This is a genomic window from Cryobacterium sp. RTC2.1 (assembly GCF_035018685.1).
GTDB classification, from domain to species: Bacteria; Actinomycetota; Actinomycetes; order Actinomycetales; family Microbacteriaceae; genus Cryobacterium; species Cryobacterium glucosi.
In genome coordinates, this window is the sequence record NZ_JASJXJ010000114.1 from 1 (window position 1) to 13,056 (window position 13,056).

10 protein-coding genes and 1 tRNA gene are annotated in these 13,056 nt (G+C 68.2%); all 11 read right to left on the reverse strand.

The window, feature by feature from the left end; all coding sequences use genetic code 11:
* Positions 1–34 precede the first annotated feature (34 nt).
* Positions 35–910, reverse strand: a complete 876-nt coding sequence (locus tag QN357_RS13585; RefSeq protein WP_134558457.1) for a sensor histidine kinase — start codon at positions 908–910, stop codon at positions 35–37.
* Between the two features lie 96 nt (positions 911–1,006).
* Positions 1,007–1,079, reverse strand: a tRNA-Asn gene (locus tag QN357_RS13590).
* Between the two features lie 120 nt (positions 1,080–1,199).
* Complete coding sequence (locus tag QN357_RS13595) at positions 1,200–2,207, reverse strand: D-isomer specific 2-hydroxyacid dehydrogenase family protein (protein WP_134446030.1); 1,008 nt, start codon at positions 2,205–2,207, stop codon at positions 1,200–1,202.
* The gene (locus QN357_RS13600) at positions 2,191–3,030 is read right to left on the reverse strand and encodes a dipeptide/oligopeptide/nickel ABC transporter ATP-binding protein (protein WP_322140794.1); all 840 of its coding nucleotides are present in this window, start codon (positions 3,028–3,030) and stop codon (positions 2,191–2,193) included. Before QN357_RS13600 ends, QN357_RS13595 begins: the two co-directional genes overlap by 17 nt.
* Positions 3,031–3,035: 5 nt before the next feature.
* Entirely contained in the window at positions 3,036–4,784 is a 1,749-nt protein-coding gene (locus QN357_RS13605; protein ID WP_134446032.1) for an ABC transporter ATP-binding protein, read from the reverse strand.
* A complete protein-coding gene (locus tag QN357_RS13610; RefSeq protein ID WP_134558461.1) occupies positions 4,781–5,896 on the reverse strand; it encodes an ABC transporter permease in 1,116 nt (371 codons plus the stop codon). Before QN357_RS13610 ends, QN357_RS13605 begins: the two co-directional genes overlap by 4 nt.
* Positions 5,897–5,898: 2 nt before the next feature.
* Positions 5,899–6,984 carry an ABC transporter permease gene (locus tag QN357_RS13615; protein WP_134446034.1) on the reverse strand — a complete coding sequence of 362 codons (1,086 nt, stop codon included), beginning with the start codon at positions 6,982–6,984 and terminating at the stop codon, positions 5,899–5,901.
* Between the two features lie 86 nt (positions 6,985–7,070).
* A complete protein-coding gene (locus tag QN357_RS13620) occupies positions 7,071–8,699 on the reverse strand; it encodes an ABC transporter substrate-binding protein (protein ID WP_134558462.1) in 1,629 nt (542 codons plus the stop codon).
* Positions 8,700–8,855: 156 nt separating this feature from the next.
* A complete protein-coding gene (dnaG, locus tag QN357_RS13625) occupies positions 8,856–10,724 on the reverse strand; it encodes a DNA primase (protein WP_134446036.1) in 1,869 nt (622 codons plus the stop codon).
* 58 nt (positions 10,725–10,782) lie between these two features.
* Positions 10,783–12,030: a deoxyguanosinetriphosphate triphosphohydrolase gene (locus tag QN357_RS13630; RefSeq protein WP_241975263.1), complete on the reverse strand. Its 1,248-nt coding sequence runs from the start codon at positions 12,028–12,030 to the stop codon at positions 10,783–10,785.
* A partial coding sequence (gene dusB, locus QN357_RS13635) for a tRNA dihydrouridine synthase DusB (RefSeq protein ID WP_323505020.1) occupies positions 12,023–13,056 on the reverse strand: 1,034 nt, incomplete at its 5' end. The genes QN357_RS13630 and dusB, both read right to left, overlap by 8 nt.

Sequence of the window (13,056 nt, forward strand, 5' to 3'; positions counted from 1 at the left end):
GTCGTCTTCGGGAGGGAGCTGCGCGGGCATCCCGCTACCGGGAGAGGTTCACGCCGTGCACACCGTTGTGGTAGCGCAGGAACGGGAAGACTACGGACACGGAGAAGCCGACACCCGGGACGGTGCCCGCCGTGAAGGTGCCGCCGAAAAGCTCTGCGCGCTCACGCATCTGGGTGATGCCCGCACCGGACACGCTCTCGCTGAGCGCGTGCAGGTCGTCGTCGATCGTGTACCGGGTGCGCGCGGCGACCTCGTCGGGGTCGGAGCTCACCCTGCGGGCGGCCGCGCGGATGCCGTCGTCGTCGACGAGGAGCTGCAGGCCGTCCCTGGTCCAGGTGAAAGAGACGTTCGCCGCCGTGCCGCGGCCGCCGTGCGTGAGGGCGTTGGCGAGTGCGCCCTGCAGGATCCGGAAGATCGCGAGTTCGGCGCCCGGCTTGAGCGGGAAACGGTCGCCGGACTCGGCGAAGCTCACCTCGAGGCCGGCGTCGCGCATCACGCGGAACAGGTTCCGCGCGGACTGCAGGCCCGGCTGGGGCGTGTCGACGGTTTCGCCCTCGCGCACGATCGTGAGCACCCTGCGCATGTCCGCGAGGGCGACCCTGCCGTCCTCGACGAGGGCCGTCGCGACCCGGACCGCGCTCGCCGGGTCGTTCTCCGCCGTGTACCGCGCACCCTCTGCCTGCGTGATCAGCCGGGCGACGTTCAGCACCGCACCGTCCTGAAGCTCCCGGATGATGCCGAGGCGGCCGTTCTGTTCGGCGAGGGACAGTTCGAGGTCGATACGCATCCGTTCGGCCGCCGTGCGGTCGAAGATGATGCGGCGAAGGCGCAGAGCCGTGAGGAGCCACAACAGCAGCAGGACGACGGCGACTGCGGCGAGCACGCCGGCTGCGAGAGGCCAGAACTCCACGGTGTCGCCTTTCCAGAACTTCCGGACGAAAAGAGAAAACAGAACGAAATAGAAATAGAAAAGGCCACCCGGGGTGGAGCCCTGAGTGGCCTTTCGCTCCCCGACTTGGACTCGAACCAAGAACCGTCGCATTAACAGTGCGATGCTCTGCCAATTGAGCTATCGAGGAAAAGCTGGAACAGCGTTTCCGCTTGAACAGCGTTATTACTTTACCAAGAATCGGCCGTTCGCCAAATCGGGGCCGGGAAGCGGTCGCCTCCCTGCGCTTCGGCACCGGCCCGGCACGGGCTCAGTACCCGCGCTGCGGGTCGACGACGCCGACGAAACGGCCATCGCCGAGGAAGGCCAGCACGTTGAGCCGGATCCGTTCGGCGAGCAGCGGAGCGGTCATCTCGGGCGTGTCCGCCGAGTGCGGCGTGATCAGGCAGCGCGGCTCCGTCCAGAGCGGATGCCCGTCGGGCAACGGTTCCGGTTCCGTGACGTCGAGTGCTGCGCCGGCGATGCTCCCTGCGGCGAGGGCCGCGACGAGGGCATCGGTGTCGATGAGCGGACCGCGGCCCACGTTGACGAGGTTGGCGTTGCGGTTCATCAGCGCGAGCTCGGGGGCGCCGATCAGATGCCGGGTGTCCTTGGTGAGCGCTGCCGCGACGACGACGACGTCGGCGTCAGGGAGGACCTCGTGCAGGGCGCTCGTCTGCACCGTGCGCGCCGCGCCGGCCACGGGCTGTGCGGACCGGCGCACAACGGTCACCGTCGTCCCGAACGGTTCGAGCAGCCGGATGAGTTCGAGGGCGATGCCGCCTGCGCCGATGATCACGACATGGCGACCGTAGAGGGAGCGCCCCTCCGGCAGGGTGCTCCAGCTCAGGGCCCTGGCACGCTTGGGCAGCACGCGCAGGAGCGCGAGGGTGAGCGTGAAGGCGTGCTCGGCGACGGGCTGGGCGTATGCGCCCTTGGCGCTCGTCCAGAGCAGTCCGGGCCGGTCCTGCTCGGCCAGGAGGTCGCTGAACGCGTCGACTCCCGCCCAGGGCAGCTGGACCCAGCCGATGCCCGGGTTGTCGTCGAGAGCGGCGCGGAGCTCGTCCGCACGCCCGTAGGAGAGCCAGATCAATCCTCGGGTGGCATCCGAGAGCGGTCCGAGGACTCCCCCGGCCGCCTGCACCGCCCACGTGGCGGTGTCTGCGGGGTGCGGGAGGATCGCGATCGGCCCGCTCGGCGGCCGCTGCCCGAGCGGAACGGCCGTGACCGTGCCGGCCAGGACGGCCTCATGCTGGGCGTGCTCAGGTATCGCTGTCATGCTGTCCGTCCTGGGTGAGTGCCGAAGCAAGCTCGGCGACGTAGGGATGCCACGGGTCGGCGAAGACCTCGTCGATCGTGCCGAGGCCCACGATCACGCCCTGGTGCAGCACGGCGATCCGGTCGGTCACGCGCCGGAGAACGGCGAGGTCTGAGCTGATCACGACGGCCGTGAACGCGCGTTCGCGCTGCAGTTCGCCGATCAGGTCGACGACGGCGTCACGGACGGTGACGTCGACGCCCGCGAGCGGTTCGTCCGCGATCAGGAGGGTGGGGCCGAGCACGAGCGAGCGGGCAAGCGCGACGCGTTGCCGCTGGCCGCTGCTGAGCTCGTACGGGTATTTCGTGAGCACGGTGAGCGGCAGGCGCACGGCATCCACCATGGTCGCCACGAGCGCCCTGAGGGCACCGGCCTGGTACCGGGCGTCGCGCTCGAGCACGGGCTCCGCAACGAGCTCGCTGACGGTGAGTGTTGCCGGAAGCGTCTGGCCGGCGTCCTGGGCGAGCATCCCGACCTCGAGGGTCAACCGGGCGAGCTTGCGGCGGCTGATGCCCCGCAACCGCAGGCCGAGCACGGTCGCCTCGCCGCCGGTGATCAGCGGTCGTACGTCCGTGCCGGCCGATCCCCCGCTCCCGGAGAGCACCCTGGCGAGGGTGCTCTTGCCTGAGCCGCTTTCGCCGAGCACACCGAGCACCTCACCGGGATTGACCCGGAGGGTGATCCCGCGCAGGGCGGCGAAGGAGTCGCTCGCACCGTGGGCCGGATACGAGACGGAGAGGTCGTCCATCGCGATGGGAAAGGTCCATGCCGCGCCGCGAGTCATGGTTCCTATCCTGCCGTACGCAGCTCCCGCAGCTTCTCACGGCGTCCGGCCTGTTCCACCGGGTCCGGAACGGGCAGCGAGGCGAGCAGGCGCTGCGTGTACGGATCTTTTGGGGCGCCGAGCACCTCTGCGCTCGTGCCCTCCTCGACGAGCTTGCCGTGGTAGAGCACCGCAATGCGGTCGGCGAGGATATCCACGACGGCGAGGTCATGGCTGATGAAGAGTGCCGCGAAACCGAATTCCCGCTGGAGCTCTGCGAAGAGCTCGAGGACGCGGGCCTGCACCGAGACGTCGAGCGCCGAGGTGGGCTCGTCGGCGATCAGCAGGCTGGGCTCGAGCGCGAGTGCCCTCGCGAGGCTCGCGCGCTGGCGCTGGCCGCCGCTCAGCTCGTGCGGGTACCGGTCGCCGTAACTGCGCGGGAGCTGGACGGCCTCGAGCAGTTCGTCGACCCTGGCCCGTGCCTCAGCAGGGTTCTTCGCCCTGCCGTGCACGATGAGCGGCTCCGCGACGCAGTCGGCGATGGTCAGCAGCGGGTTGAAGCTCGATGCCGGGTCCTGGAAGACGAAGCCGATGTCGCTGCGGAACTTCTTGAAGGCGCGTTCTTTGAACCCGTTCATCTGGTGGCCGTGCACGGTCAGGGAACCGTCCGTCACCCGGGTGAGGCCGGCGATGGCGCGGCCGATGGTGGTCTTGCCGCTTCCGCTCTCGCCGACGAGGCCGAGGACCTCGCCAGGGCGGATGCTGAAGCTCACGCCGTCGACGGCGGTGAAGCCGCCGCGGCCCATCCGCCCCGGATACTCGATGCGCAGGTCCTTCGCGACGACGACGGGCGTCTCGGCGGTCCAGCCGGGCGTCCGCGCCGCCGCGCGGTCTGCGGCGTGCACGACGCCCTGGCCGAGGTGCGGAACGGCGGCGAGCAGCTTCTTCGTGTAGTCGTTCTGCGGGGAGGCGAACAGGGTGCGCGCATCCGCTTCTTCGACGACCTTGCCCTGGTACATCACCGCGACCCGGTCCGCGAGGTCGGCGACGACGCCCATGTTGTGGGTGATGAGGACGATCGCTGTGCCGAAATCGTCGCGGCAACGGCGCAGCAGGTCGAGGATCTCGGCCTGCACGGTGACGTCGAGCGCCGTGGTCGGCTCGTCCGCGACGATGAGTCCGGGGTCGAGCACGAGGGCCATCGCGATGACGACGCGCTGCTTCTGGCCGCCGGAGAACTGGTGCGGGAAGTAGTTGACCCGGATCTCAGGGTCGGGGATGCCGACCCTGCCGAGGATCTCGACGGCCTTCTTCTTCGCCTCGGCGCGGCTGAACTGGCCGTGGGCGCGGATGCCCTCCATGATCTGCCAGCCGACGGTGTAGACGGGGTTGAGCGCGGTGGACGGTTCCTGGAACACCATCGAGACGTCGGTGCCGCGGAGCTGGCGGAGTTTCTGCTTGCCGACGGAGATCACGTTGTTCGTGCTCGAGCCGTCCTTGCTGCTGAGGAACACGGCTCCCGATGACGTCGCGGTCTCCGGAAGCAGGCCGAGGATCGTCTTGGCCGTCACGGTCTTGCCGCTTCCGCTTTCGCCGACGATCGCGAGCACCTCGCCGGGCGCGACCCGGAGGCTGACGCCGGCGACGGCGTGCACGGCGCCGGCGTCGGTCGCGAAGGTCACAGTGAGGTCAGTGATGCTGAGCACGTCGGAGCTTCGCGCGGTGCTGGACACGGCTCCGGCGGACTCGGGGGTGGTGGCGGATGCCGCGGTCATGACCGGTCCTCGAATCCTTCGTCGGTGAAGCTGTCTATGTCGGCGTCGATGCCGTCGGCGCCGCCCTCGAGGCCGTCGAGGCCGCCAGGGCCGCCCGTGAGCGTACCGCCGGGGACGACGGACGTCGCCGCGACGACGGAAACAACCTTGCCGACCGAGCGGCGACCGCGGAGGCGCGGGTCGGCGAGGTCGTTGAGGCTCTCGCCGACGAGGGTGATGCCGAGCACGACGAGCACGATCGCGAGACCGGGGAACAGCGAGGTCCACCAGATGCCGCTCGTGACGTCGGAGAGGGCCTTGTTCAGGTCGTAGCCCCACTCTGCTGCGGCGCTCGGCTCGATGCCGAAGCCGAGGAAGCCGAGCCCGGCGAGGGTGAGGATCGCCTCGGAGGAGTTGAGCGTGAAGATGAGCGGCAGGGTGCGAGTGGCGTTGCGCAGCACGTGCCGGAACATGATCCGGCCGTTGCTCGCGCCGAGGACCCTGGCGGACTCCACGTAGGCCTCCGCCTTGATCCGGACGGTCTCCGCGCGGATCACCCGGAAGTACTGCGGGATGAACACGACGGTGATGGAGATGGCCGCCGCGACCACTCCGCCGACGAGGTCGGACTTGCCGCCGGAGATCACGATCGACATCACGATCGCGAGCAGCAGGGACGGGAACGCGTAGACCGCGTCGCAGACGACGACGAGGATGCGGTCGAGCCAACCGCCGAAGTAGCCGGAGACGAGGCCGAGGAACACGCCGGCGAAGATGGAGAGCAGTACCGCGACGACGATCACGAACAGGGCGGTCTGGGCACCCCAGAGGACGCGGGACAGCACGTCGTAGCCGCCGACGGTGGTCCCGAGGATGTGAGCGCCACCCGGGGCCACCTGGGCGCCGAAGGGGCCGTTCGCGTCACGCAACTGGCTGTAGCCGTACGGCGAAATCACGGGGGCGAAGATGGCGGTGAGCACGAACAGGCCGGTGATGACGAGGCCGGTGACGAGCATTCCCCGCTGCAGGCCCATGCTCTGCTTCACCTGGTGCACGACGGGGAGCCGGTTCCAGAGTGCGGCGAGGCCGCCGCGGCGGACGGGGGCACTGGTGGTGTCTGGCGTGTGGCTCATGGTCAGTACCTCACCCTCGGGTCGATGATCGCGGCGATGATGTCCACGATGAAATTGGACAGCGCCACGATCACGGCGAGCAGGGCGACGATGCCCTGCACGGCGACGAAGTCACGTGCCTTGAGGAATTCGGAGAGCATGAAGCCGAGGCCCTTCCATTCGAAGGTCGTCTCGGTCAGCACGGCACCGCCGAGGAGCAGGGCGATCTGCAGGCCGATCACGGTGATGATCGGGATCAGGGCCGGCCGGTACGCGTGCTTGGAGACCAGCCGGAACTCGCTCACCCCCCGCGACCGGGCGGCATCCACGTAATCGGTGCCGAGGGTGCCGATGACGTTGGTGCGTACGAGACGGAGGAAGACACCGGCGGTGAGGAGGCCCAGGGCGATCGCCGGGAGCACGGCGTGCGCGAGCACATCCATGAGCACCGCGGGGTTGCCGGTCATGATCGCGTCGATCGTGTAGATCCCGGTCTTGCTGGGCAGGAACTGCATCTGCAGCTCCGAGCCGGTCGTCGCCCGTCCCGCGACGGGCAGGACCTTGAGCCAGACCGAGAAGATCAGCTTGAGAAGCAGGCCGGAGAAGAAGACCGGGGTGGCGTAGCAGAGGATCGCGAAGATCCGGAGGGAGGCGTCCTGGCCCTTGTCGCGGAAGTACGCGGCCACCATGCCGAGCGGGATGCCGACGATGAATGCGACAAGGAGCGCGTAGAACGCGAGCTCAGCCGTGGCGACGCCATAGGTGAGGAGGACGTCGACGACGGGCTTGTTCGTGCTGATCGTCGTGCCGAAGTTGCCGGTGAAGATCTGGCCGAGGTACTCGAAGTACTGGACCAGGATCGGCCGGTCGTAGCCGGCGGCGTGGATGCGTTCGGCGAGCTGGTCGGCGGTGAGGCGGCCACCGAGGGCGGCCGTGATCGGGTCGCCGGTCGCGCGCATCAGCCAGAAGACCATGGAGACGAGTATGAAGATCGTCGGGAAGATGAGCAGGAAGCGGACCGCGATGTAACGACCGATGCCCCCGCCGGGGGAGGTTCGTTTGCGCCGGATTCCCTGGGGGGCGGTCGGGCGCGCTGCCACTGTTGTCATCACTGCCTATCGATCGAGAATTGAAAGGGGGCACCCAGCGCTCTGGCTGAATGCCCCCCGGTTACAACTGGTGAAACAGGCCGGACTTAGCCCTTCTTCAGCGCCGCGTAGCGGAACTTGAAGGATGCGTCGAGCGTGTCGGTGGTTCCGGTGACCGTGGTCCCGGTGACGGCGACCTGGGCGCCCTGGAGGAGGGGCAGGGTCGACAGCTGGGCTGCGACCTTGTCCTGGATCTCCTCGATGAGCTTGGTACGGGCGTCCTTGTCGGTCGTGACGGCCTGCTGCTTGATCAGGTCGTTGACGACAGAGTCGCTGTAGTGGTTTCCGACGAAGTTACCATCGGCGAAGAACGGCGTCAGGTAGTTGTCCGCGTCCGAGTAGTCCGGGAACCAGCCGAGCTGGTAAGCGGGGTATGCGTCCTTCACGCGCTCCTTGGAGTACGTGACGTACTCGGTCGAAGCCAAGTTGACCGTGAAGAGGCCGGAGGCGTCGAGCTGGTCCTTGACGAGCGCGTATTCATCGCTCGAGCCGGGGCCGTAGTGGTCGGTGTTGTACTGCAGGTTGAGGGCGACAGGGCTCGTGATGCCGGCGGCTTCGAGCGTTGCCTTGGCCTTCGCCTTGTCGGGTCCTCCGTTGCCGTCGCCGTAGAGGCCCTTGAGGGACTCGGTGGCACCGGTCATGCCGGCCGGAACGTAGGAGTAGAGCGGCGTGTACGTGCCCTTGTAGACCTGCTTGGCGATTTCGGCACGGTCGACGAGGTCGGCGACGGCCTGGCGCACGGCGAGCGACTTGGCCGGGTCGGCCTCGGGCGTCTTGGCGCCGAACGGCTGGGTGTCGAAGTTGAAGACGATGTAGCGGATCTCTCCGCCGGGTCCGTCGACGACCTTGACCTTGTCGTTGCCGCGCAGGTCATCGATGTCCGTCGACGACAGGCTGCGGAAGGCGACGTCGATATTGCCTTCCTGCACATCGAGCTTGAGGTTCGACGCGTCGGCGTAGTACTTCACGTTGACGACATCCGACTTCGCCGCGCCGAGGTTGCCCTTGTAATCCTTGTTGGCCTTGTACCCGATGAGGTTGTTGAAGTCGTAGCTCGTGATGACGTACTGGCCTGCGAAGGCGTTCGCCTTCACGATGTCGGCATCGGGCGTGATCGCGGTCGCCGAGAAGGTCTCCTCGTCGACGATCACGCCGGCAGGGCTCGACAGGATCTGCGGGAAGACCTGGTCGTTCGCGGCCTTCAGGGTGAAGACGACGGTGGTGTCGTCCGGAGCCGCGACGCTCGCGAGGTTGTACAGCAGGGTCGACGGGCCGTTGGCGTCCGCGATCGACAGCTGGCGGTCGAAGCTGAACTTCACGTCTGAGGACGTGAGCTTGTGACCGTTCGCGAAGACGAGGTCGGGCTTGAGCGTGACCGTGTACTCGGTGGGGGTCGTGAACTCGGCCTTGGTCGCGATGTCCGGCGTCACATCGGCGGTGCCGTATGCGCTGTTCATCAGGAACGGGAAGACCTGGTTCATCACGGCGAACGAGCCGTTGTCGTACGAGCCGGCCGGGTCGAGCGTCGTGACCTTGTCGGTCGTGCCGATCAGGAGGGTGCCTCCGGCGCTTGCGGTGGTGCCGCCTGCCGAGCAGCCGGCGAGGACGAGCGCGGAAGCGGCGACGAGCGCCAGTCCCCCGATCAGCCTGGTGCGCCTGGTGGGTGAAAATGCCATGTGCGTGAGCCTCTTTCTCTCGAAATGCGGCAGAGGCGGCATGCGAGGGAGCCGCACCTCTGCATTGCTGTACCGAAAGGAATATCACGAAAAACGCAGTTTGCCCGAATTCTCGCCAGAATATTTACCCAGCTGCAACACGCGAGGTGTGCTCAGTTACTCATCCCTCAGGTTGCGCCGCTCGAGTTCGACCCGCATGAGTTCACGCTGCAGCGCCGTGTACGGCACACGGTCGGTGGGGTCAGCACGCTGCAGCCGGCCGAGCAGCTCGGCTTTCTGGCGGAGGAAGTCCCGGTCGATGAGCGCGACGGTCACGTCGCGCACGTAGCGTTCGACTTCGCGTTCGGTGCGTTCGGGAAGCGGCGCCATCGCCAGGTCGGTGACCAGGTTCTGCAGGGAAACCGGTACGTCCGCGACAACGCGCTCGATCCAGTCCGGCGCCGAGAGGGTATCCAGGTTCGCCGCGATCGCGTCACGCACGACAGCGAGGGACTGGTGGGAGAATCCCGTCTGCACCGCCCGCTGCAGCAGTTCGACACCGACGAGGGCAGGACGCTGGAGCATGGCCATCAGCCCGTCGCGTTCCAGTCGGGTGACCGGGTCCGTCGGCAGTTCGACCATCGAGAACGGGCGTTCGCGCGCGGGCTCGCCGGTCTCACCGCCTCGGGCGGCGGCGGATGTCCCCGGCGCGGTGCGTGAGCGGCTGAGCGCGGCCGAGACGGCCCGGCCGACCTCGCCGAGCTCCATGCCGAGCATCCGGGCGAGCTCGTGCGTATAGCCCGGCCGGAGGGCGGGGTCGCGAATATCGCTCACGAGCGGGGCCGCCGCCCGGAGTGCGGAGACCCGCCCTTCGACAGTCTCGAGGTTGTACTGGGCGAGCAACTGCCGGATCATGAACTCGAACATCGGCTTCTTGGACTCGATCAGCCGTTGCACGGCCCCATCGCCCTTGTGCAGCCGCAGGTCGCACGGGTCGAGGCCCTCCGGGGCGACGGCGACGAAGGTCTGCGCGGAGAAACGCTGCTCCTCGCTGAACGCGCGGACGGCGGCCTTCTGGCCTGCGGCATCCGGGTCGAAGGTGAAAACGACCTCGCCGACACCGCTGTCGTCGCCGAGGACCCGGCGGAGGACCTTGATGTGGTCGACTCCGAAGGAGGTTCCGCAGGTCGCGACGGCGGTCGTCACCCCGGCCAGGTGGCACGCCATCACGTCGGTGTACCCCTCGACGACGACGACCTGGTGGCTGCGGGAGATGTCCCGCTTCGCGAGGTCGAGCCCGTAGAGCACCTGCGCCTTGTGGTAGATCGGGGTCTCCGGGGTGTTCAGGTATTTCGGGCCCTTGTCGTCGTCGAGGAGCTTGCGCGCCCCGAAGCCGATCGTCTGGCCGGTGATGTCGCGGATGGGCCAGACCAGCCGGCCGCGGAAGCGGTCGTAGACGCCGCTCGATCCCTCCCGGCTCGACACCAGTCCGGCGAGGGTCAGCTCCTCATCGGAGTAGCCGCGACCACGGAGGTGTTTGGTCAGTTCGTCCCAGCTCTTCGGGGCGAAGCCGATCCCGAACCGGGTCGCCGCGTGGGCGTCGAAGCCGCGTTCGCCGAGGAATGTTCGGCCGACGGCGGCCCCTGCGCTGCCGAGCTGCTCGACGAAGAAGTCGGCGGCGGCCTGGTTGGCCGCGTAGAGCCGCGCGCGGTTGGTGTGGTCCGGCGCATCCGCCCCGCCGCCCTCGTAGTGCAGTTCGAGGCCGACCCGGCCAGCGAGTCGTTCCACGGCCTCGCTGAAGGTGACGTGGTCCATCTTCTGCAAAAAGGAGTAGACGTCGCCGCTCTCGCCGCAACCGAAGCAGTGGTAGAAACCGACCTGCGGGCGGACGTGGAAGCTCGGGCTGCGTTCGTCGTGGAAGGGGCACAACCCCTTCAGGGAGCCGACGCCGGCCGACTTGAGGCTGACGTAGTCGCCGACGATGTCGGCGATATTGGTTCGGGCCTTGACCTCTTCAATGTCGCTTTGTCGAATCAGGCCTGCCATAGCTGAATGTTATCCCGCCGCACGCCCGACTTCGGCACGGGCCGGGTTCTGCACAGGCTCAGTTCTGGATCAGGCGTTCGTACCACGCGAGCGCGGACTGGTCGGTGAGGCTCGCGACCTGGTCGACGACGACGCGCTTGCGGGCGGCATCGTCCGCGGCGGCGTGGAAGTCTTCCTTCGAGCCGGCGTCGAGGTGTTCGTCGCCGGTGGCGAGCAACCGGTCGGCGAGCAGCGTCAGGACCTGGCGCTGCTGCTGGTAGATCGGCTGCCGGGTGTTCTTCGACATCACGAAGGCAGCGACGACGCCCTTGAGCACGGCGATCTCGGCTGCGATATTCGGCGGCACCACGACGTGGGCGCCGAAGCGCGCGATGCGCTCGGCCGGGTAGGCCTGGCGGGTGGCATAGACGGCTGCTCCGGAGAAACGACCGATGAGCTGGCTCGTCAGGTTCTTGAGCCGACCCTGGTCACGCCGCCCTGCCGTCCAGCCGCGCAGCCAGGAGTCGAGGGCGCCGAGGCGGTCGTATGCCGCCGCGAGGTCGGCGTGGGAGACGGCGCCGCCGATCCAGGCGTGCATCGAGGAGACGAGCTCGGTGCTCGCGCGGCCGTTCAGGGCGGCGAGGTCGAGGTAGCCGTTGACGACGGCATCCTCGAAGTCGTGCACGGAGTAGGCGATGTCGTCGGAGAGGTCCATGACCTCGGCTTCGATGCACAGCATCCGGTCGGGGGCGTCGGTGCGCATCCACGCGAAAGCGGGCAGGTCGTCGGGGTAGTACCCGAATTTGGCGCGGCCGCTCGGGTCGGACACGGATTCGCCGGCGGGCCACGGGTACTTGCAGCTCGCGTCGAGGCTCGCGCGGGTGAGGTTGAGCCCGTAGCTGCGGCCGTCGGGGCCGAAGACCTTCGGTTCGAGCCGGGTGAGCAGGCGCAGCGTCTGGGCGTTGCCCTCGAACCCGCCGATGTCGAGGGACCAGGCGTTGAGCGCCTTCTCGCCGTTGTGGCCGAACGGAGGATGCCCGATGTCGTGCGCGAGGCAGGCAGTGTCGACGACGTCGGGGTCGAGGCCGAGGCGTTGGGCGAGCTCGCGTCCGATCTGCGCGACCTCGAGGGAGTGGGTGAGCCGGTTCCTGGCGAAATCGAGTCCGGCGGTCGGGCTCAGCACCTGGGTCTTTGCGGCGAGGCGGCGGAGGGCGCTCGAGTGCAGCAGCCGGGCGCGGTCGCGCGCGAAGTCGCTGCGGCGTGAGCTGTGTTCCTCCGGGAAGTAGCGTTCCTCGTCGAAGCTCGTGTACCCCGATCGGTTAGCCACCGCTGGTGTCCCCTTCGCCCTCGGTGAGCCGAGCGCGTTCGGAGCCGACGAGTTCCTGCGAGTCGAGCCAGTGCTCGGGCAGGCTGGTCTTCTTGGGGCTGCCTGCCCGGCCGCGGGGACCCTCCGCGCCGATGCCCGGGTACTCCTGGGTCGGGTCGAGGGTGCCGAGAAGGTCGTCGAGCTGGGCGAGGGAGACCACGGAGGCAAGGCTGGCCCGCAGTTCGCCGCCGACCGAGTAGCCCTTGAAGTACCAGGCCACGTGCTTGCGCACGTCGCGGCAGGCACGTTCCTCGCTGTCGAAGAATTCGGTGAGCAGTTCGGCATGCCGACGGAAGGTGTCTGCCACGACGCCGAGGTTCGGCTGGATGAGTGCGGCCCCGGCACCCTCTGCCGGACCGAAGGCCGCCGCGAGATCGCCGAACAGCCAGGGCCGGCCGAGGCAGCCTCGGCCGACGACGACGCCGTCGCAGCCGGTTTCCGCGACCATGCGAACCGCGTCCTGGGCCGACCAGATGTCGCCGTTGCCGAGCACGGGGACACTCGTGATGGCCTGCTTGAGGGTCGCGATCGCCGTCCAGTCCGCCTGCCCGGAATAGTAGTCGGACGCCGTGCGCGCGTGCAGTGCTATGGCGGAAACGCCGGCGCCTTCTGCTGCCCTCGCTGCCTCGAGGTAGGTGAGGTGGTCGGAGTCGATGCCCTTGCGCATCTTGATCGTGACCGGAACGGCGCCTGCCGCGTTCACCGCGGCCTCGACGATGCTCCGAAAGAGGCCGAGCTTCCAGGGCAGGGCGGCTCCGCCGCCCTTGCGCGTCACCTTGGGGACCGGGCAGCCGAAGTTGAGGTCGATGTGGTCTGCGCGGTCCTCGGAGACGAGCATCGTGACAGCTTCGCCGATGGTCTTCGGGTCGACCCCGTAGAGCTGGATGGAGCGGGTGGTCTCACTCTCGTGGTGGTCGATGAGGCGCATCGAGCCCGGGGTGCGCTCGACGAGCGCGCGCGAGGTGATCATTTCACTCACATAGAGCC